Genomic DNA, 20,950 nt, shown 5'->3' on the forward strand with positions numbered 1-20,950 from the left:
CGCTCAGGGTTCGTCTTCCCACGCGGTAGCCGAGTCGAACAGCGTCGGCTTGAGCGGCGTTTCGTCGGCGAACCTGAGATTCAGGCGCGGCATGTCTTCGGCGGGGTCGAAGGCCGTCGTCGGGGACGACGCCGGCACTACCAGCGGCTTGCCTTTCTCGACGACGTACGTCGCCAGCTCCGCGCTGCGGCCGCTGCTGACGTTCACGACTTCGTGGTTCACGCCGTACGGGATGAACAACACGTCGCCCTGCTTCAACGTCACCGGCGCGCGGCCCTCCAGGCGGTATTCGAGCGCGCCTTCGGTCACGTAGATGATTTCCTCGCCGTGATGGTGATGGTTGGCGGCGACGACGCCGGGATCGAGCGCGACCAGCACCTGCACGACTTCGCGGCCGGGAACGGACAGGGTTTCGCGTTGCAGGTCGGTGCGGTGCACGCCCGACGCCTGCGCCTGCGCGAGGACGGGCAGGGCGGCGAGCGTGGCGAGCAGCGCGGCGGCGATGGGGCGGGACGGCTTCATGGCGGCTTCCTCGTTGGGGTGTGGCCATTCGAACGCCGTGGCGTATCGGCACTGTGTCGGCGCCCGCGGCGATTTGTATCGGCGTGTACGACGCGGGTTTCCCTGCCGATTCGCGACGTCGCCGCAACGCGAACATTGCGCGTACCGCGCCGCGCGACGGCTGGATAACCTCGCCGCCCCGCTCATGGGCGCCTCGCGCCGGGATGGGCTTCTCCGGGCAGGTCGCCGTGCGTCGTTCCGCAATCCTCGTGGTGTCTTCGGGCGCATTCCTCTGCGCGTGCACGCCGGCGACGGTGAAGGTGTGGCCGTCGCCGGGTTCGACGATGTCGTCGAACGATGGCGCGTACGTCGTGCAGCCCGGCGATTCGCTGTACGGCATCGCCTCGCGCAACGGCGTGCGCGTGGTCGACCTGGCGGAGGCGAACGGCATCGCCGAGCCGTTCGTCATCCATCCAGGGGATCGATTGCGCCTGCCTTCGGCTACCTACCCGAATGCGCCGACCGTGCGTGCGCCTTCCGTGCAGGCGGTGCGGACGGAACCGTTGCCGGAAGCCGGTCCCGTGACGAAGCCCGTTTCGAAATCGACTGCACCGAACAGCGCCAACGCCGCGAAGACGACGACATCGGCGGGGACGACTTCCACGGCGACGACATCGAAAGTGGCCGCGGCCAGCGCAGTCACGACAAAACCCACCAGCGCGGCGGCGACAAGCTGGCGATGGCCCGCCAGCGGCCCGGTCGTCAACGCACCCGCGCGCAGCGATGCGACGCCGTACGCGCTCGACATCGCCGGCGCCGCTGGTAGTCCCGTGCGCGCGGCCGCGGCCGGGAAAGTCCTGTACTCGGGCGAGGGTTCGCCGGGTTACGAGCAGCTGATCGTGATCGAACACGCCGGCGGCTGGGTGTCGAGCTACGCGCACAACCGCAAGCGGCTGGTCGGCGAAGGACAGAGCGTCGCCGCCGGTGCGCAGATCGCGGAGATGGGCCACGTGGGCGCCGGCCGCGACATGGTGCATTTCGAACTCCGGCGCGGCGGGCAGCTCGTCGATCCGCGCACCGTCCTTCCCCCGCGCTGACATGGCGCTTCAACCGAAAGGAACGATCCGATGGGCCTGACGCCCCCGAGTTTCCCGATGTTCTTCCTCGCCACGCTCGCCGGCGGCGCCGGACTGGCAGCGCGCCTGGGTTTCCTCGACCTGCCGATGCCGTTCGCCTTCGTGCTGGTGGCGGTGGCTTTCGTGCTGCTGTGGATCGCCTGCGTTTTCCGCGGTTTGTGAGCCGCCGTTGGTAGCGCTACCGGCGCAAGTCACGCCGGTGCGCTGCCAGCGCCGCGGGGAGGGCGGCGACGGGGCAGGCGACGAGCCGTCGCTGAACGGGGCGGCCGTCACACCTTTGCGGCGGGCCCGAATCGTTGCCGCGCAAGGCTTTCCGCAGTGCAGCAAGGCTTTTTTCTCATCGCTGGTAGAGTGCATCCCACCTACGGGATCCCTGCTTCAAGTCCATGCCACAGCTGGTCGTCGTTTCCAGTGCGGTTTTCTCCTGCCGCAAAATTGTTAGCGCTAACTTTTCTGGAGCCGGACGCGCATGAGCGCAGCAACACCGCTGTTCATCGGTCTCGACGTCGGCACGCAGAGCGTCAAGCTCGTCGCCTACGAGCCCGCCACGCGCCGCATCGTCGCCACGCACGGCCAGCCGCTGGAGCTGATCGCCGGTAACGACGGCAGCCGCGAGCAGCACGCGCAGTGGTGGATCGACGCCATTGCCGCCTGTTTCGGCAAACTCGATTCCGCCCAGCGCTCCGCCGTCGCCGCGATCGGCGTGTCCGGCCAGCAGCACGGCTTCGTGCCGCTGGATGCCGACGGCAACGTGCTCGCGCCGGCCAAGCTGTGGAACGACACCAGCACCAGTGGCGAGTGCGACGAGATCATGTCGGCCGCCGGCGGCGAGGCGAACTGCGTGACGCTGGCGGGCAACCCGATCCTCGCCGGCTACACCGCCTCGAAGCTGCCGTGGACGCGCAAGCATCGTCCCGAGGTCTACGCGAAGCTCGCGACGATCCTGCTTCCGCACGACTACGTGAACTTCTGGCTCACCGGCCAGCGCTGGATGGAATACGGCGATGCCTCGGGCACGGGCTGGCTCGACGTGCGCACGCGCACCTGGTCGCGCGAGATGCTCGCGGCCACCGATGCCGACACGAACCTGGCCGATTTCCTGCCGCCGCTGGTGCAGGCCGACGCGAGCTTCGCCATCGCCCCGGGCATCGCCGACCAGCTCGGCCTGCCGCGCGACGTGATCGTCGCGGCCGGCGGCGGCGACAACATGATGGCCGCCATCGGCACCGGCAACGTCGCGCCGGGCGTGCTGACGATGAGCCTGGGCACGTCGGGCACGCTGTTCGCGTGCTCGGACACGCCGGTCGTCGACGAGGACGCCGGCTGGGCCGCGTTCTGTTCGTCCACCGGCGGCTGGTTGCCGCTGATCTGCACGATGAACACCACCGTCGCCACCGAGAACGTGGCGAAGCTGTTCGGCTTTTCCAGCCGCGATGGCGAATCGGTGCTGGAAGGCACGAAGCCCGGCGCCGACGGCCTGGTGATGCTCCCGTTCTTCAACGGCGAGCGCACGCCGAACCTGCCCGATGCACGCGCGAGCCTGCACGGCATGGACATGGGCAACCTCACGCGCGGCAACGTCTATCGCGCCGCGATGGAAGGCGCGACCTACGCGCTGCGCAACGGCTTCGATGCGCTGCGTGCGGCCGGCATGACGTTCGATTCGATCCGCCTCACCGGCGGCGGCAGCCATAGCGCGACGTGGCGGCAGATGGTCGCCGACGTGTTCGACCTGCCCGTGCAGGTGCCGGAACAGGCCGAAGGCGCGGCGTTCGGCGGCGCATTGCAGGCGCTGTGGGCGTTCGAGCGCGCCAACGGCCGCGGCACGACGATCGCCGCCATCGCGCGCGACCACGTGCGCGTGGACGCCTCCACCGCGGCACGCCCGAATCCCGACGCCGTCGCCGCGTATGCCACGCACTACCAGAGCTTCCTGACCTTCCTCGACGCGGCGCAGAAGCTGTACGCGCCGCATCCCGACCCCGCGCGCTGACCTCACGCACGCCGCGCACCCCTCCACCGACCAAAGCGACTCCCGAACATGAGCAACCATTTCATCGGCGCCAAGGAATATTTCCCCGGCATTGGCCGCATCCCGTTCGAGGGACGCGATTCCGACAACCCGCTGGCCTTCAAGGTCTATGACGCCAAGAAGAAGATCGGCGGCAAGACCATGGAAGAGCACCTGAAGTTCGCGGTCTGCTACTGGCACACCTTCACCAACGCCGGCCACGATCCGTTCGGCCCGGGCACGCGCAAATTCCCGTGGGAAGGTGCCACGCCGATGCAGACGGCCGAGAACAAGGTCGATGCGGCGTTCGAATTCATCACCAAGCTCGGCGTGCCGTACTACTGCTTCCACGACGTCGACCTGGCGCCGGATGCGGAAGACATCGGCGAGTACGAGAAGAACCTCAAGCACATGGTCGCGCTCGCGAAGCAGCGCCAGAACGACACCGGCGTGAAGCTGCTGTGGGGCACGGCGAACCTGTTCTCGCACCCGCGCTACATGAACGGCGCGTCGACCAACCCGGACTTCAACGTCGTCGCGCGCGCCGCGGTGCAGGTGAAGGCCGCGCTGGACGCCACCGTCGAACTGGGCGGCGAGCACTACGTGTTCTGGGGCGGCCGCGAAGGCTACGCGAGCCTGGTCAACACCAACATGAAGCGCGAGGTCGAACACTTCGCCCGCTTCCTGACGATGGCGCGCGACTACGGCCGCAGCATCGGCTTCAAGGGCTACTACCTCATCGAGCCAAAGCCGATGGAGCCGATGAAGCACCAGTACGACTTCGACAGCGCCACCGTCGCCGGCTTCCTGCGCGAGCACGGCCTGCACAAGGACTTCAAGCTCAACATCGAGGCCAACCACGCCACGCTGTCGGGCCACACCTTCGAGCACGACCTGCAGGTGGCGTCCGACCACGACCTGCTCGGCAGCATCGACGCGAACCGCGGCAACGCGCAGAACGGCTGGGACACCGACCAGTTCCCGACCGATCTGTACGACACCGTCGGCGCGATGATGGTCGTGCTGCGCCAGGGCGGCCTGGTGGGCGGCCTGAACTTCGATGCCAAGGCGCGCCGCGAGTCGACCGACATGGAAGACCTGTTCATCGCGCACGTCGGCGGCATGGACGCGTTCGCGCGCGGCCTCGAAGTCGCGCACGCGCTGCTGAACGATTCGCCGTGGGAAACCTGGCGCAAGGAGCGTTACGCCAGCTTCGATGGAGGCGCGGGCCAGGACTTCGAGCGCGGCAAGCTTGGCCTGGCCGACCTGCGCGAGCTGGCCCTCAAGAACGGCGAGCCCAGGCAGATCAGCGGCAAGCAGGAGCGCTACGAGAACCTGCTCAACCAGTACCTGCTGCGTTAACGGGGATTTGCGGATTCGGGAACCCGGGACCTGTCATTCGTCCCGGGTAAGCGTTACAAAGCCGTCATTCCCGCCACGGCGGGGATGCATGCGCCGGATGCATCACCGCTGCGCGACAGCGTGACGCGTGCGAAAAGTGGTACGGCTCCAGACAAGGTGCAGCGCGTGAGGGGAAGCCCGCGTTCGTGCCGGTCGAGCGTCGATGCGTGACGGTTCCATCTTCCCGAACCCAAACCCGACTCCTTCAGACGAGATACGCGAATGAACAGCGCCACGCTCGAAGGTTCCAGATCCGCAAGCGCGGAAAACACCCGTTTCATCGTTCTTGTCAGTTGCGTGGCCACCATCGGTGGCTTCCTGTTCGGTTTCGACAGTGGCGTGATCAACGGCACCGTCGACGGCCTGCAGCAGGCGTTCCAGTCGACCAAGGCCGGCCTCGGCTTCGAGGTCGCCTCGATGCTGCTGGGCTGCGCGATCGGCGCCTTCTTCGCCGGCCGCCTGGCCGACCGCTGGGGACGCCGTTCGGTGCTGATCATCTCGGCCGTGCTGTTCCTGATTTCCGCGCTGGGTTCCGGCGCGGCCACGAGTTCGGTGATGTTCGTCATCGCGCGCGTGATCGGCGGATTCGCCGTCGGCGCGGCCAGCGTGATGTCGCCGGCGTACATCGCTGAAGTGGCGTCGGCGCGCTATCGCGGGCGACTGGCGACGGTGCAGCAGATCGCGATCATCGGCGGCCTGTTCTGCGCGTTCCTCAGCAACTTCCTGCTGGCCAAGACGGCCGGCGCATCCACGCAGCCGTTGTGGCTCGGCCACGAAGCGTGGCGCTGGATGTTCTGGATGATGGCGTTCCCGTCGGCGCTGTTCCTGGTGCTGCTGCTCACCATTCCGGAAAGCCCGCGCTACCTCGTGGTGAAGAAGCGCAAGGACGACGCGCTCGCCGTGCTCACCAAGCTCTACGGCGCCGGTGAAGCGCAGACCAAGCTTGCCGAGATCGATGCCTCGCTGTCGGTCGACCACCATCGCCCGCAGCTGTCGGACCTGATCAACAAGACCACCGGCAAGATCCGCCCGATCGTGTGGATCGGCATTGGCCTTGCGACCTTCCAGCAGCTGGTCGGCATCAACGTCGTGTTCTACTACGGCGCGGTGCTGTGGCAGGCGGTCGGTTTCTCCGAGAGCGACGCGCTGCTGATCAACGTGCTGTCCGGCGCGCTCAGCATCGGCGCATGCCTGGTGACGGTGCTGCTGATCGACAGGATCGGCCGCAAGCCGCTGCTGTGGATCGGCTCGGTCGGCATGGCGATCTCGCTGGCGCTGATGACCTTCGCCTTCGCCACTGCGTCGCTCGACGCCGCCGGCAAGCTGGTGCTGTCCGACGGCATGGGCACGCTGGCGCTGATCGCGGCGAACGTCTACGTGATCTTCTTCAACGCCTCGTGGGGCCCGGTGATGTGGGTCATGCTCGGCGAGATGTTCCCGAACCAGATCCGCGGCTCGGGTCTCGCAGTTGCCGGTGCCGCGCAGTGGACCAGCAACTTCGCCATCACCGTGACCTTCCCGATCCTGCTGGCCGGCATCGGCCTGGCCGGTGCCTACGGCATCTACACCGTGGCGGCGATCGTGTCGGTATTCTTTGTCCTGAAGTACGTCTACGAGACCAAGGGCAAGGAACTGGAGCAGATGGAAGGCTGACCGATGGCGCGCCCGGACGGCTCCCTTCGGAGGAGCTCCAATCGGAGGGTTCGGGCGCGCTTTCTTCCGTCGCTGCTATGCGTTCGTCGTGGCGCTGGCCGGCGAGGGCGGCGCCACCGAATCGCGCCGGCACAGCTGGTGCGCGACGACGTGGTCGACCACCACGCGCGTGGACTTGTCCTTGCGACGAATGCCACGCAGCAGGATGTCGATGGCCGAATCGGCCATCGAGGCGATGGGCTGGTGGATCGTGGTGAGTTCCGGCCACACGGTCGTCGCGGCGGACGTATCGTCGAAACCCACGACCGACAGATCGCGCGGCACGTCGAGCCCGCGACGATGCGCCACCGACACCACGGCCGCGGCCATGTCGTCGTTGCTGGCGAAGATCGCCGTCGGCGGCTTCTTGTGGGCGAGCAGTTTCTCGGCCGCTTCCAGGCCCGAGCGGTACGTGAAGTAACCCTGCTGCACGAGCGCGCTGTCGATCTCGAGCCCGGCCTGCGCGAACGCCGCCTGGAAACCCTCGTAGCGACGCGCGCTCGCCGTCTGGTTCGGATGGCCCTTGATGTAGCCGATGCGCGTGTGGCCGAGCGAGATCAGGTGCGCGGTGATTTCCTCGCTCGCGCGGAAGTCGTCGATGCGCACGCAGGAGATTTCCTGGCTGAAGCGGCCCGACGCGATCGCCACCACCGGCACGCCGGCCGACAGGAACTCCGACACCACCGCCTTCGATTCGCACAGCGGCGGCGGCAGGATCACGCCGGCGACGGACTTGCTCATCTCGCGCGCGGCCGCGCGCTGCGCGTCGGCGTTGTAGGTGTCCCAGCTTTCGATCATCAGCTGCGCCGCGGTACGCGCCGCGCCGCGCAACGCACCGACCAGCAACTCGCGCAGGTACGCGGAGCTGGGGTTGGTGTAGATCATCGCCACGCGCGTGTGCTGCGCGGCGGCGAGCGAACTGGCGGCGAGGTTGGGCGTGTAGCCCAGTTCCTTCACCGCGCGCATCACGCGTTCGCGCGTGCTGTCGCGAACCTTGCCCTGGCCGTTGACCACGCGCGAGACGGTCATCGGCGAAACGCTCGCCAGCACCGCCACTTCATCGATGGTCACGGCGGCGCCCTTGCGTCGCAGCGACTTCTTCGGCTTCTCCAACGTTCGTTCCTTCTGTCGGCCTGCGGTCGCACCGTGCGGCGAACGCCTTGTCTTTCGTTCAACCAGGATTGCGCATGAGAGCTTTGCACATGGTACGGGCATCCCGCACGCCCGGCGACAGCGTACCCGCCGCCCGGCAGCGAACCGGCTTCCTCGCCCTTGCCTTGCTCCTGCTCGCAGCCTTGCTGCTCCCGCGCCCGGCGCTGGCCGAGGACGGCTACGACCTGTGGCTGCGCTATCGCCCAATCCCCGAATCCGAAGCCGCGCCGTACCGCGCCCGCATCGCGCAGCTGGTTGCGCCGGCCACCACGCCCAGCCAGCAGGTCACACGTGACGAACTGGTGCGCGGCTTGGGCGGCCTGCTCGGCACGGCGCCGCCGCTCGCCGATGCGGCCGGCGTGGAAGGCGCGTTGATCGTCGGCACGCCCGTCTCGTCGAAGCAGATCGCACGCCTGGGCCTGGCGACGAAGGACCTCGGTCGCGAGGGCTATCGCATCCGCAGTGTCGAGATCGACGGCCGCAACGCGACGGTGATCGCCGCCAACACCGATGCCGGCGCGATGCACGGCGCCTTCCATTTCCTGCGCCTGCTGCAGACGCGCCACCCGCTGGCGTCGCTCGACATCCGCGAAGCCCCGCGCACGCAGCTGCGCATGCTCAACCACTGGGACAACCTCACGCGCCACGTCGAACGCGGTTACGCCGGCGAGTCGATCTGGGACTGGCACAAGCTCCCCGACTACCTCAGCCCGCGCTACACCGACTACGCGCGCGCCAACGCGTCCATCGGCATCAACGCCACGGTGCTCAACAACGTCAACGCGAGCGCGCAGCAGCTCACGCCGATGTACATCGAGAAGGCCGCGGCGCTGGCGAACGTGTTCCGCCCCTACGGCATCCGCGTGTTCCTGAGCGCGCGCTTCAGTGCACCGGTGGAAATCGGCGGCCTGAAGACCGCCGACCCGCTCGATCCGCAGGTGCGCGCGTGGTGGAAGGCGAAGGCCGACGAGATCTACAAGGCGATTCCCGACTTCGGCGGCTTCCTGGTGAAGGCCAATTCCGAGGGCCAGCCCGGCCCGCAGGATTACGGCCGCACGCACGCCGACGGCGCGAACATGATGGCCGACGCGGTGAAGCCGCACGGCGGCATCGTGATCTGGCGCGCGTTCGTGTATTCGCACGAAACGCCCGACGACCGCGCCAAGCAGGCGTACAACGAATTCGTTCCGCTCGACGGCAAGTTCCGCGGCAACGTGATGGTGCAGGTGAAGAACGGCGCCATCGACTTCCAGCCGCGCGAGCCGTTCCATCCGCTGTTCGGCGCGATGCCGAAGACGCCGCTGATGATGGAATTCCAGATCACCAAGGAATACCTCGGCTTCGCGACGCATCTGGCGTACCTCGGCCCGATGTTCGAGGAAACCCTGCGCGCCGACACCTACGCGCGCGGCAAGGGCTCGACGGTGGCGAAGGTCATCGACGGCGAACTGCATCGCGGCACGCTGTTCAAGAGCGGCCTCACCGGCATGGCGGGCGTCGCGAACATCGGCAGCGATCGCAACTGGAGCGGCTCGCATTTCGACCAGGCCAACTGGTACGTGTTCGGCCGCCTTGCGTGGAATCCCGAGCTGTCCTCGCGCGACATCGCCGAGGAGTGGACGCGCATGACCTTCTCCAACGACGCCGACGTCGTGCAGCCCATCGTCGCGATGATGATGGGATCGCGCGAAGCCGTCGTGGACTACATGACGCCGCTCGGCCTGCATCACCTGATGGGCCGCAGCCATCACTACGGGCCGGGTCCGTGGGTCGAAGGCGGCCCGCGCGCGGACTGGACCAGCGTGTATTACCACCGCGCGACGAAGGACGGCATCGGCTTCGATCGCACGACGCGCGGCTCCGATGCGGTGTCGCAATACGCGAAGCCCGTCGCCGCGCAGTTCGACGATCCGGCGAAAACGCCGGAAGAGTTCCTGCTGTGGTTCCACCATCTGCCCTGGGATTACACGACGAAGTCGGGCCGCACGCTGTGGGATGAGCTCGTCGTGCATTACTCGCGCGGCGTCGATGCCGTCGCGGACATGCGCAGGACCTGGGACGGGCTGTCGGGAAAGATCGACCCGGAGCGCCACGCGCAGGTCGCGACGTTCCTGTCGATCCAGCAGAAGGAAGCGCAGTGGTGGCGCGACGCCAGCATCGCGTACTTCCAGACGTTCTCGCAGCGGCCGCTGCCCGAAGGCTACGCGCCGCCGGCGCATCCGCTGGACTACTACGAGTCGCTCGAATTTCCGTTCGCCCCGGGGAATGGCTGAACCATGCTGACCTGCACGCCTCGCATCCGAAATCTCTCGCGCGCGCTGCTCGGCGCCGCCGCGCTGTCTGCTGCCTTCATCGCGAACGCCGCCGACGGCACGCTGCTGCACACGATGTTCCAGGACCATGCCGTGCTCCAGCGCGAGCAGCCGATCCGCGTCTTCGGCCGCGCGAACGCCGGCGAGCAGGTGAAGCTCAGCTTCGCCGGCAAGCGCGCCACGGCGCGTGCCGATGGCGACGGCAGCTGGAGCACGACGCTGCCGGCGATGAAGGCCGGCGGCCCCTACACGCTAGTCGCGACAGCGGGCAGCACGACGCAGAACGTCGCCGACGTGATGGTTGGCGACGTGTGGCTGTGTTCCGGGCAGTCGAACATGGAGCTGCAGGTGTGGCGTGCGCTCGATGCACGGGCCGAGATCGCCGGCGCGAACAACGACCGCATCCGCCTGCTCACGGTGCCGCAGAACGGCGCGGTCACGCCGCAGGCGACGTTCGCCACGCCGGTGAAGTGGACGCCCACCACGCCCGACACCATCCGCGATTTCTCCGCCGCCTGTTACTACTTCGCGCGCGAACTGCAGAAGACCGTCGACGTGCCGATGGGGCTGGTCAATGCGGCGTGGGGCGGTTCGCGCATCCAGGCCTGGACCAGCGGCGACGCGTTGCGCGCGACGAAGCTCTACGACGCCGAACTCGATGTGCTCGCGCAGTACGCGAACGACGAGGCCGGCGGGCTCGCGAGCTGGGGCGACGTGTGGGCGCGCTGGTGGAATGCGCGCGCCGCCGCCAAGCCCGGCGACGAACCGTGGCGCCGCGATTTCACGCCTGGCAAGGACTGGCGCACCCCACCGCGCGAGCTCGGCGCATGGGAGCGCTGGGGCGTGCCCGAACTGGCTGCGTTCGACGGCATGCTGTGGTATCGCACGACGGTGAAGCTCACCGCCAAGCAGGCCGCGCAGGGCGCGACGCTCGCGCTCGCCCCCGCCGATGAAGTCGACATGACGTGGGTCAACGGCGTCGCCGTCGGCAGCACCTACGGCGCCGGCAGCGGTCGCGAATACGCGCTGCCGAGCGGACTGCTGAAGGAAGGCGAGAACGTCGTCGTCGTCAACGTGCTCGATACGTACCGCGAAGGCGGGTTGTCGGGCCCGGCGTTGGCGAATGCGTTGCGCTTCAAGGATGGCTCCAGCGTCGTGCTGTCGAATCCGTGGAAGTACCGCAAGGTCGACGGAAACGACACGCCGCCGCGCGCACCGTGGCAGACGGCCGCCGGGCTTTCCACGCTCTACAACGGCATGATCGCGCCGCTGGGCCGCTACAACGTGCGCGGCATGCTCTGGTACCAGGGCGAGTCGAACACGTTCGAAGGCACGCGCTATCGCGACCTGCTGCGCACGCTGCGCGAGGACTGGCGTTCGCGCTTTGGCGCCAAGACGCCGCTGCTGATCGTGCAGCTGGCCAACTACGGCATGCCGAAGGCGCAGCCGGCCGAGAGTGGCTGGGCCGAACTGCGCGAATCGCAGCGCCAGGTCGCCAACGATGATGCAAACAGCGGGCTCGCCGTCGCCATCGACATCGGCGACCACTACGACATCCATCCCTCGAACAAGCAGGAACTCGGCCGCCGCCTCGCGCGCGTCGCGCGCCACGTCGTGTATGGCGAAACGCTGCCTCCGTCCGGCCCCGTGCCGCGCTCGGCGCGTCGCGTTGCCGACGGCGTCGTCGTGACCTTCGCCGACAACACCGGCGAACTCGTCGGCATCGGCGCGAACGGCCCCATCGGCTTCGAGCTGTGCGGCGCGCAGAAGGACAGCTGCCGCTACGCCGACGCGAAGGCCTCCGGCAACACCGTCACCTTGCGCGCGCCGAACGCGCACGAGGCCACGCGCGTCCGCTACTGCTGGGCCGACGGCCCGACCTGCACGCTCTTCGACGGCGCGAACCTGCCCGCCGGTCCCTTCGAACTCGCCCTTCCTACCGCCTCCACCGACGATCACGCACGATGAACACCGCAACTATCGAGAACCGCCACGGCTCCACGCGCGATCGCGAGATCGTCGACGCGAAGGTCATCGTGACCTGCCCGGGCCGCAACTTCGTCACGCTCAAGATCACCACGCGTTCGGGCCTTACCGGCCTGGGCGATGCGACGCTCAACGGCCGCGAGCTCGCGGTCGCTTCGTACCTCACCGACCACGTCGTGCCGAACCTCATCGGCCGCGACGCCGGCCGCATCGAGGACATGTGGCAGTTCCTGCATCGCGGTGCGTACTGGCGCCGCGGCCCCGTCACGATGACCGCCATCGCCGCGGTGGACGTCGCGCTGTGGGACATCCTCGGCAAGATGGCCGGCCTGCCGCTGTACCAGCTGCTCGGCGGTCGCTCGCGCGAAGGCGCGCTGGTGTACGGCCACGCGAACGGTCGCGACATCGAGGAAGCGACCGACGAAGTCGGCAAGTACATCGAGAAGGGCTTCCTCGCCGTGCGCGCGCAATGCGGCGTGCCGGGCGTGAAGAAGGCCTACGGCATTTCCGTCGGCGGCAAGCCGTACGAACCGGCCGAAAGCGAGCTGCCGGCGGAAACCGTCTGGAACACGCCGAAGTACCTCAACATCGTGCCGAAGCTGTTCGAGCGCCTGCGCGCCGACCACGGCCCCGACGTGGAACTGCTGCACGACGTGCACCATCGCCTGACGCCGATAGAAGCGGCACGACTCGCGCGGGACCTCGAACCGTTCCGCCTGTTCTGGCTGGAAGATGCGACGCCCGCGGAAAACCAGAAGGGCTTCGAACTGATCCGCAAGCATTCGGTCACCGCGCTCGCGGTGGGCGAGGTGTTCAACTCGATCTGGGACTGCAAGCACCTCATCGAGAACCAGCTGATCGACTACATCCGCACCACCATCGTGCACGGCGGCGGCATCACGCACGTGCGCCGCATCGCCGACTTCGCCGCGCTGCACGCGGTGCGGACGGGCTTCCATGGCGCGACGGATCTTTCGCCGGTGTGCATGGGCGCCGCGCTGCACTTCGACACGTGGGTGCCGAACTTCGGGATCCAGGAGTGGATGTTCCATTCGGATGAAACCAACGAGGTCTTCCCGCATGACTACGTCTTCCGCAACGGACGCCTGCACGTCGGCGACACCCCCGGCCACGGCGTCGACATCGACGAAAAGCTCGCCGCCAGATTCCCCTATGCGCCCAAGCAGCTGCCGATCGCGCGGCTGGAAGATGGCGCGATGTGGGATTGGTGATGGCATGAAGACCTGCCGCCGCATCCTCGAGAAGCTGTCATCCCCGCGCAGGCGGGGCTCCAACGTTGCCCGCGTCACGGCCTTCGAAGGACGGAGTGGCGTCGGACAGTTGGGTTCCCGCCTCCGCGGGAACGACAGCTCGGGACGCGGCGGCGGCACGCCATGGATGGTGGCGCTACTGCTGGCCCTCGCCGGGGCGAGCAGCGCCCACGCCGCCGAACCCGTCCTCTTCGACTGGTTCGAATACAAGGGCCACGACGCACCGTTCGATGCGCCGTTGAAGCCCGGGCAGTACCGCAACCCGATCCTCGCCGGCTTCTATCCCGACCCGAGCATCGTGCGCGCGAACGACCGCTATTACCTGGTCAATTCGACGTTCACGTACTTCCCCGGCATCCCGGTGTTCGAGAGCCGCGACCTCGTGCACTGGACGCAGGTCGGCAACGTGATCGACCGCCCGACGCAGCTCGACTTCGACGGCCTCAACATGTCGCGCGGCGTGTTCGCGCCCACCATCGAGTACCACGACGGCACGTTCTACGTGCTCAACACCTCGGTGGACGCAGGGGGAAACTTCATCGCCACGGCGAAGAATCCCGCCGGCCCCTGGTCGGATCCGATCTGGCTCAAGACCATCGACGGTATCGATCCATCGCTGTTCTTCGATGGCGATAAGGTCTACCTCATCAACAACGACGCGCCCGAAGGCAAGCCGCTGTACGAAGGCCATCGCGCGATCTGGATGCAGCAGCTCGATGCGAAGACGCTGCAGCCGTTCGGCCCGCGCAGGGTGCTGATCAACGGCGGCATGGACCTGTCGCAGAAGCCGATCTGGATCGAAGGCCCGCACATCTACAAGCGAGACGGCTGGTACTACCTCGTCTGCGCCGAGGGCGGCACGAGCCTGCAGCACTCGCAGGTGGTCGCGCGCAGCCGCGACATCTGGGGGCCGTACACGCCGTACGAGCACAATCCGATCCTGACGCAGCGCGACCTTCCCGAAGACCGTGTCGATGCGATCGGCAATGCCGGCCACGCCGACCTGGTGGAAGCCACCGACGGCACGTGGTGGGCGGTGTTCCTAGCCAGTCGGATGTACGACCGCGTGCACTACAACACCGGGCGCGAGACGTTCCTGCTGCCGGTGGAATGGAAGGACGGCTGGCCGACGATCCTCGCCCACGGCAAGCGCATTCCGCAGGTCGCCGAGGGTCCGTCGTTCATGCAACGCGGCGCGACGCAGGCGCCGTTGAGCGGCAACTTCACCTGGCGCGACGACTTCGACAAGCCGGCGCTCGACACGACGTGGCTGTTCGCGCGCGTGCCGAAGACGCAGTGGGCCGACCTGCGATCGCACGCGGGCAAGCTGGCGATCGCGCCGGGCGAAGGACTCGACACGCTGCGCAATCCGACCTTCCTCACGCGACGCCAGCAGCATCTCTCGTTCGAAGCAAGCACGGCGATGACGGTGCCGGTCGATGCGAACACCGAAGCCGGTATCGCCGCGTTCCAGAACGAGAACTACTGGTACTCAATTGGCGCGCAACGCGTCGGCAACGGCGTGACGCTGACGCTGCGCAAGCGGCAGAAGGACGCGACCGAGACGCTCGCGACCACGACGCTGCCGGCCGGCACGAAGACGCTGAAGCTGAAGATCGAGGGCGATGCCGGCGACTACGCGTTCGGCTACGACGCGGGCCAGGGCTGGAAGTGGTTGAAGCAGGACGTGGACGGCACGGTGCTCAGCACCGATGTCGCGGGTGGCTTCATCGGAGTGACGGTGGGGCCGTATGCACATGACACGCAAGGCCACTGAGAGGTGATCGGAATGGACGTCATGAACGTCGCGATTGACCCGCGGACCCGGTCCCATCGTCCCCGCGAAAGCGGGAACCCAGCGACTTCCACTCCGCCACGCGTCCGATCCGGGCGCCGTGTACTGGCAGCAGCCCTGCTGCTCTCGGCATGCGCGCAGGCTTTCTGCGTGCAGGCGGCCGGGCAGGCGAAGGCCGACACCACCGACCGGCCATGGCTCGACACCAGCCGCAGCTTCGAACAGCGCGCCGCCGACCTCGTCTCGCGCATGACGCTGGACGAGAAGGCCGCGCAGATGCAGAACGCCGCACCGGCGATCGACCGCCTCGGCGTGCCGGCGTACGACTGGTGGAACGAAGCGCTGCACGGCGTCGCGCGCGCCGGCGGGGCGACGGTGTTCCCGCAGGCGATCGGCATGGCGGCGACGTTCGACGTGCCCTTGATGGCGCAGATCAGCGATGCCATCAGCGACGAAGCGCGCGCCAAGCACCACGAGTTCGCGCGCCAGAACCAGCGCGGGCGCTACCAGGGCCTCACGTTCTGGTCGCCCAACATCAACATCTTCCGCGACCCGCGCTGGGGCCGCGGGCAGGAAACCTACGGCGAGGATCCGTACCTGACCTCGCGCATGGGCGTGACGTTCGTGAAGGGCCTGCAGGGCGACGACCCGAAGTACCGCAAGCTCGACGCCACCGCCAAGCATTTCGCCGTGCACAGCGGCCCTGAAGCCGATCGCCACACCTTCGACGCGAAACCCACTGAGCGCGATCTTCGCGAAACGTATCTTCCCGCGTTCGAAGCGCTGGTGAAGGAAGGCGACGTCGATGCCGTGATGGGCGCGTACAACCGGGTATACGGCGAATCGGCGAGCGCCAGCAAGTTCCTGCTACAGGACATCCTGCGCGGCGAGTGGGGCTTCAAGGGTTACGTCGTCTCCGATTGCTGGGCGATCGTCGATATCTGGAAGAACCACAAGATCGTGGCGACGCCGGAGGAAGCCGCGGCGCTCGCCGTGAAGAACGGCACGCAACTCGACTGCGGCGACACGTACCTGCCATCGCTGCCCGTTGCGGTGCGCAAGGGCCTGATTCCCGAAGCCGAGGTCGATGCGGCGCTGACGAAGCTCTACACCGCGCGCATGCGGCTGGGCATGTTCGATCCGCCGTCGCAGGTGCGCTGGGCAGGCATTCCGTATTCGGTGAACCAGTCGCCCGAGCACGACGCGCTCTCGCGCAAGGTCGCGCAGGAATCGATCGTGCTGCTGAAGAACGACGGCGTGCTGCCACTGTCGCGCGAGGTGAAGCGCATCGCCGTGGTTGGCCCGACCGCTGACGACACGATGGCATTGCTCGGCAACTACTACGGCACGCCGAAGGCGCCGGTGACCATCCTGCAGGGCATCCGCGAAGCCGCGCCGAACGCGACGATCGTGCATGCGCGCGGCGTCGACTTGGTGGAAGGCCGCGACGATCCGGCGGCCAATCCGCTGATCGAACCGCAGTACCTGCGCCCCGAAGCCGGTTCGACCGAACGCGGCCTGCGCGGCGAGTATTTCCGCAACCGCGAACTGAAGGGCAAGCCGACGCTGGTGCGCGTGGATCCGCAGATCGGCTTCCGCTGGGATCGCGGTTCGCCGACCGACAACCTGATGGCGCGCGGTGAAGCGCAGGGCGGGCAGGACGTTCCGGCCGACGATTTCAGCATCCGCTGGAGCGGCCAGCTGCTTCCGCCGGTGTCGGGCACCTATCAGCTCGAAGCGGCCGGCAACGATGGCGTGCGCCTGTACATCGACGACAAGCTCGTCATCGACCATTGGCAGAACACTGACCGCCTGCATGCCGAACATGCCGACGTGCAGCTCGAAGCCGGGCGTGCGTACGCCATTCGCCTGGAGTATTACGAGCGCGAACGCGACGCCGGCGTGCGTCTTGCGTGGCGCATGCCGGGCGCGAAGCCGCCGTTCGAGGAAGCGGTGCAGGCCGCGCGCGATTCGGACGTCGTCATCTTCGTCGGCGGTTTGACCGGCGACGTGGAAGGCGAGGAAATGACGGTCAACTACCCGCGGTTTCGCCGGCGGCGACCGCACCGACATCCAGTTGCCGGCGACGCAGCGCAAGCTGCTCGAAGCGCTGCACGCTACGGGCAAGCCGGTCGTGATGGTGTTGACCGCGGGTTCGGCGATCGCGGTGGACTGGGCGAAGCAGAACCTGCCGGCGATCGTGATGGCGTGGTATCCCGGCCAGCGCGGCGGCAATGCGGTCGCCGACGTGCTGTTCGGCGACGCGAACCCCGCTGGCCGCCTGCCCGTCACCTTCTACAAGGCCGACGAGAAGCTGCCGCCGTTCGACGATTACGCGATGCGCAATCGCACGTACCGCTACTTCACCGGCGAGCCGCTGTATCCGTTCGGCCATGGACTGTCGTACACGACGTTCGCGTATTCGGGCCTCAAGCTCGATCGCGCCAGCGCGACCTCGACGCAGCCGGTGAAGGCGACGGTCCAGGTGAAGAACACCGGCAAGCGCGCGGGCGACGAGGTGGTGCAGCTGTACCTGCATCCGCTCGATCCCAAGCGCGAGCGGGCGTCGAAGGAACTGCGCGGCTTCCAGCGCGTGCACCTGCAGCCGGGCGAATCGCGCGAGGTGAGCTTCACGATCACGCCCGCGAACGACTTGCGCACCTGGGACGAAACGCGCGACGCGTACTCGGTCGATCCGGGGAAGTATGAAGTGCAGGTGGGTGCGTCGAGCTCGGACGTGCGGGTGAGGAAGGCGTTGAGCGTGACGAACTAGACGACCTGATGATCTGACCGGATGAGCAGCTGGATGATGCCTTGCGGTCATCCGCTGTTCTGCCGTCATCCCCGCGAAGGCGGGGATCCATCGACCCGACACGATTCCGTTTTCCGGAAGGCGTGACGCGTCGGATGGATGGATCCCCGCCTTCGCGGGGATGACAGCTGAAGGAGCGAAGGCGAAAGCAGGACAGCAGCAACGCACCAGCAAGCGCGACAGAAGACACATAAGCAAACGCACAAGCAAACGTACAAGCACGAAGCAACGAACCGCCACTCCATGACCGAACAAGCTCCCAAGCGCCTCGACACCGAAGCGCTGCACCACCTTCCCGCAAACATCCAGCGCCCGGCCTACGATCGCGCCGCTACGCGCATCGGCATCGTCCACCTCGGCGTCGGCGCCTTCCACCGCGCGCATCAGGCGGTCTACATCGACGATGTGCTCGCGCTCGATCCGGGCTGGGCCATCAGCGGCGTGTCGCTCAACAGCCGGGACGTGCGCGACGCGCTGGCGCCGCAGGATGGGCTCTACACGCTGGCGTTGCTCGGCGAGACGCCGCGGCTGCGCGTGATCGGCGCGCTTCGCGAAGTGCTGGCTGCGCGCGACGAAGGTGTCCGCGTGCTCGACCGTCTCGCGGACGCGGACGTTCGCCTCGTCACGTTGACGATCACCGAGAAGGGCTACTGCCTGTCGGCGGGCGAACTCGACTTCGCGCATCCGGACATCGCCCACGACGTTCTGTACCCGACCACGCCGGTCAGCGCGATCGGTTACCTCGTCGAAGGCCTGCGCCGCCGCAAGGAACAGCGCCTGCCGCCGTTCACCGTGCTCAGCTGCGACAACCTGCCCGATAACGGCGGCAAGCTGCGTCGTGCCGTCGTCGCGTTCGCGCAGCGGCTCGATCACGACCTCGCCTGCTGGATCGCCGAGAACGGCGCCTTTCCGCGCTCGATGGTCGACAGCATCACGCCGGCGACCGACGACGCGCTGCGTGCGCGCGTCGCCAGTGAGCTGGGCTTCGTCGATGCATGGCCGGTGCAGCGCGAGGCGTACACGCAGTGGGTGGTCGAGGACGCGTTCTGCAATGGGCGGCCACCGCTGGAGCGCGTCGGCGTCGCGATGAGCAACGACATCGCCGGCTACGACCGCGCGAAGCTGCGCCTGCTCAATGCGCCGCATTCGGCGCTGGCGTACCTGGGTTCGCTGATGGACATCGAGACGGTCGCGCAGGCAATGGCGACGCCGGCACTCGCGTGCTTCGTCGAGCGCCTGATGCGCGAGGCGATCGTGCCGAACGTCGCGGCGCCGCAGGGGTTCGATGCTCCGCGCTACGTCGAGGCGATCCTGGAGCGTTTCCGCAATCCGGCGATCCAGCATCGGCTGTCGCAGATCGCGTGGGACGGCTCGCAGAAGATCCCGGTGCGGCTGCTGGGCACGATCGGCGATGCGCTCGCGGCGGGGCGTCCCATCGACGTGCTGTGCCTGCCGGTCGCGGGGTGGCTGCAGTTCGTGCGCCGCCAGGCGCGCAACGGCGTCGCGCTGGTGGATCCGATGAACGACGTGCTGTCGCAGATCGGCCGGCGCACGACGGGCGACGCCACGCACGACGTCGATGCATTCCTTGCCCTCGACGCGGTGTTCGGCTCGCTGGCGGGCGACGGACGCTTCGTCACGGCGTTGCGTGGCGCGTATGCGGCGCTGGGCGACGGCTCGCCCGAAGCGGTGAGCGCTGCGTTGGCCTAGTCGGCTAAGCGCTTGTGTAGCCCGGGTAAGCGAAGCGCACCCGGGGTAGCGTGCCGTACACCCCCGGGTGCGCTGCGCTTACCCGGGCTACAACGGCGTCGGATCAGGCGCTTATGGCGCGAACCCCAGCCCCGTCGCATTCACGCGCACACGCGCGACGAACGCGTGCGAGGTGAGGAACAGCGTGCGTCCGTCCTCGCCGAACGCGCAGTTCGACACGCGTGCGCCGGTTTCGATCATGCCCAGCCGCTTGCCCGTCGCGTCCATCACGAGCAGGCCTCCCGGCGCGCTTGCGAAGAGATGGCCGTCGCTCGACACGCACAGACCGTCCGGCGCACCTTCGGCCTTGGTAGCGAGATCCATCGCGTCGGCCAGCACGCGGCGATCAAGTACGTTGCCGCGTTCGTCGAGGCGATAGGCGATCCACACCGGCTGGTCGCGATCAGAGTTGCCGACGTACAGGGTGCGCTGGTCGGGCGAGAGCGCCACGCCGTTGGGGAACTTCAACGCACCGTCGATGAGGTGCACCGAACCATCGGTATCGAGGCGATAGACGCCGTTCACCGGCTGCTCCTTGAGCGGCGATTCGTCGATGCCCTTCAGTCCGTACGGCGGATCGGTGAAGAACACCACGCCGTCGTTGCGACGCGCGATGTCGTTGGGGCTGTTGAAGCGCTTGCCTTCGTACGTCTCCGCGAGCGTGGTCTTCTGCTTCGTCAGCGGATCGAAGCGCGCGATCAACCGCGAGCCCGAATCAGCCAGCAGCACCGTGCCCGACGGCTCGGCTTCCAACCCATTCGCGCCGGCTTCGCGCAGGCCAGCCGTATCGGTTCCCGCATAGCCGGACGGCTTGAGGAACACCGAGGCGCCGTCGCGCGGCGACCAGCGATGCATGGTGTTTCCGGGCACGTCGTTGAAGAGCAGGTAACCGCCCTTGGCCACCCACGCCGGGCCTTCCGACCATTCGAATCCTCCGGCGATCTTCTCGATGCGCGCGTCCTTCGGCACGAGCGCGTGGAAGGCCGGATCGAACGCGACCACGCGGCCGATCGATTTGCCGCCAGGCGCATTCGCGTCCGGCGGCGACGACGCACAGGCCGAGAGGAACATGCCCGACATCAGGACTGCGGCGACGACACGACTTCCCTTCGACATGGTGGATTCCCCGTGG

14 protein-coding genes and 1 pseudogene are annotated in these 20,950 nt (G+C 67.6%); 11 read left to right on the top strand and 4 right to left on the bottom strand.

Translation table 11 applies throughout. The annotated features are described in order from the left end of the window. Positions 1-3 precede the first annotated feature (3 nt). Positions 4-522, bottom strand: coding sequence for a cupin domain-containing protein (locus tag ABIE51_RS03595; protein ID WP_192632268.1), 519 nt, complete (start codon positions 520-522; stop codon positions 4-6). Positions 523-749: 227 nt separating this feature from the next. On the opposite strand from ABIE51_RS03595, the gene ABIE51_RS03600 reads away from it, so the two are divergent. The 4 genes from ABIE51_RS03600 (at position 750) to xylA (ending at position 5,010) form a co-directional block, all read left to right on the top strand. After that, entirely contained in the window at positions 750-1,598 is an 849-nt protein-coding gene (locus ABIE51_RS03600) for a peptidoglycan DD-metalloendopeptidase family protein (protein WP_354503470.1), read from the top strand. A gap of 30 nt (positions 1,599-1,628) precedes the next feature. After that, complete coding sequence (locus tag ABIE51_RS03605; protein ID WP_192632270.1) at positions 1,629-1,799, top strand: hypothetical protein; 171 nt, start codon at positions 1,629-1,631, stop codon at positions 1,797-1,799. Positions 1,800-2,106: 307 nt separating this feature from the next. Further along, on the top strand, positions 2,107-3,630 hold the full coding sequence (gene xylB / locus ABIE51_RS03610; protein WP_192632271.1) for a xylulokinase: 1,524 nt from the start codon (positions 2,107-2,109) through the stop codon (positions 3,628-3,630). 48 nt (positions 3,631-3,678) lie between these two features. After that, entirely contained in the window at positions 3,679-5,010 is a 1,332-nt protein-coding gene (gene xylA, locus ABIE51_RS03615; protein ID WP_192632272.1) for a xylose isomerase, read from the top strand. A gap of 53 nt (positions 5,011-5,063) precedes the next feature. On the opposite strand, the gene ABIE51_RS03620 is transcribed toward xylA, so the two are convergent. Next, positions 5,064-5,354 (bottom strand): hypothetical protein, encoded by a 291-nt coding sequence (locus tag ABIE51_RS03620; protein WP_192632625.1) that lies wholly within the window; start codon positions 5,352-5,354, stop codon positions 5,064-5,066. On the opposite strand from ABIE51_RS03620, the gene ABIE51_RS03625 reads away from it, so the two are divergent. Then, positions 5,272-6,702 carry a sugar porter family MFS transporter gene (locus tag ABIE51_RS03625; RefSeq protein ID WP_115841215.1) on the top strand — a complete coding sequence of 477 codons (1,431 nt, stop codon included), beginning with the start codon at positions 5,272-5,274 and terminating at the stop codon, positions 6,700-6,702. The genes ABIE51_RS03620 and ABIE51_RS03625 overlap by 83 nt on opposite strands. Positions 6,703-6,777: 75 nt before the next feature. On the opposite strand, the gene ABIE51_RS03630 is transcribed toward ABIE51_RS03625, so the two are convergent. Then, positions 6,778-7,854 carry a LacI family DNA-binding transcriptional regulator gene (locus ABIE51_RS03630; RefSeq protein ID WP_233433470.1) on the bottom strand — a complete coding sequence of 359 codons (1,077 nt, stop codon included), beginning with the start codon at positions 7,852-7,854 and terminating at the stop codon, positions 6,778-6,780. 89 nt (positions 7,855-7,943) lie between these two features. On the opposite strand from ABIE51_RS03630, the gene ABIE51_RS03635 reads away from it, so the two are divergent. From ABIE51_RS03635 to ABIE51_RS03660, 6 genes and pseudogenes are all read left to right on the top strand, one after another. Beyond that, positions 7,944-10,166 (top strand): alpha-glucuronidase family glycosyl hydrolase, encoded by a 2,223-nt coding sequence (locus ABIE51_RS03635; protein WP_192632595.1) that lies wholly within the window; start codon positions 7,944-7,946, stop codon positions 10,164-10,166. A gap of 3 nt (positions 10,167-10,169) precedes the next feature. After that, positions 10,170-12,173 (top strand): sialate O-acetylesterase, encoded by a 2,004-nt coding sequence (locus ABIE51_RS03640; protein WP_192632273.1) that lies wholly within the window; start codon positions 10,170-10,172, stop codon positions 12,171-12,173. Then, positions 12,170-13,423, top strand: coding sequence for a D-mannonate dehydratase ManD (gene manD, locus ABIE51_RS03645; RefSeq protein ID WP_157029235.1), 1,254 nt, complete (start codon positions 12,170-12,172; stop codon positions 13,421-13,423). Before ABIE51_RS03640 ends, manD begins: the two co-directional genes overlap by 4 nt. Before the next feature lie 166 nt (positions 13,424-13,589). Further along, entirely contained in the window at positions 13,590-15,239 is a 1,650-nt protein-coding gene (locus ABIE51_RS03650) for a glycoside hydrolase family 43 protein (RefSeq protein ID WP_192632596.1), read from the top strand. 21 nt (positions 15,240-15,260) lie between these two features. After that, positions 15,261-18,030: pseudogene (locus tag ABIE51_RS03655) on the top strand (glycoside hydrolase family 3 C-terminal domain-containing protein). Positions 18,031-18,312: 282 nt separating this feature from the next. Then, on the top strand, positions 18,313-19,779 hold the full coding sequence (locus ABIE51_RS03660) for a mannitol dehydrogenase family protein (RefSeq protein WP_192632275.1): 1,467 nt from the start codon (positions 18,313-18,315) through the stop codon (positions 19,777-19,779). A 111-nt stretch (positions 19,780-19,890) separates the two neighbouring features. Here ABIE51_RS03660 and ABIE51_RS03665 read toward each other — a convergent pair whose 3' ends face one another. Beyond that, positions 19,891-20,934 (bottom strand): SMP-30/gluconolactonase/LRE family protein, encoded by a 1,044-nt coding sequence (locus ABIE51_RS03665; RefSeq protein ID WP_192632276.1) that lies wholly within the window; start codon positions 20,932-20,934, stop codon positions 19,891-19,893. Positions 20,935-20,950 lie beyond the last annotated feature (16 nt).

The sequence above is a fragment of the Lysobacter sp. OAE881 genome, assembly GCF_040546665.1.
GTDB lineage: Bacteria > Pseudomonadota > Gammaproteobacteria > Xanthomonadales > Xanthomonadaceae > Lysobacter_J > Lysobacter_J soli.

Excerpts from the sequence above, each read along its gene's own strand:
- ABIE51_RS03595 (WP_192632268.1), bottom strand. The coding sequence starts at position 522 with ATGAAGCCGTCCCGCCCCATCGCCGCCGCGCTGCTCGCCACGCTCGCC.
- ABIE51_RS03605 (WP_192632270.1), top strand. The coding sequence starts at position 1,629 with ATGGGCCTGACGCCCCCGAGTTTCCCGATGTTCTTCCTCGCCACGCTC.
- xylB (WP_192632271.1), top strand. The coding sequence starts at position 2,107 with ATGAGCGCAGCAACACCGCTGTTCATCGGTCTCGACGTCGGCACGCAG.
- xylA (WP_192632272.1), top strand. The coding sequence starts at position 3,679 with ATGAGCAACCATTTCATCGGCGCCAAGGAATATTTCCCCGGCATTGGC.
- ABIE51_RS03625 (WP_115841215.1), top strand. The coding sequence starts at position 5,272 with ATGAACAGCGCCACGCTCGAAGGTTCCAGATCCGCAAGCGCGGAAAAC.
- ABIE51_RS03635 (WP_192632595.1), top strand. The coding sequence starts at position 7,944 with ATGGTACGGGCATCCCGCACGCCCGGCGACAGCGTACCCGCCGCCCGG.
- ABIE51_RS03640 (WP_192632273.1), top strand. The coding sequence starts at position 10,170 with ATGCTGACCTGCACGCCTCGCATCCGAAATCTCTCGCGCGCGCTGCTC.
- manD (WP_157029235.1), top strand. The coding sequence starts at position 12,170 with ATGAACACCGCAACTATCGAGAACCGCCACGGCTCCACGCGCGATCGC.
- ABIE51_RS03650 (WP_192632596.1), top strand. The coding sequence starts at position 13,590 with ATGGTGGCGCTACTGCTGGCCCTCGCCGGGGCGAGCAGCGCCCACGCC.
- ABIE51_RS03660 (WP_192632275.1), top strand. The coding sequence starts at position 18,313 with ATGACCGAACAAGCTCCCAAGCGCCTCGACACCGAAGCGCTGCACCAC.
- ABIE51_RS03665 (WP_192632276.1), bottom strand. The coding sequence starts at position 20,934 with ATGTCGAAGGGAAGTCGTGTCGTCGCCGCAGTCCTGATGTCGGGCATG.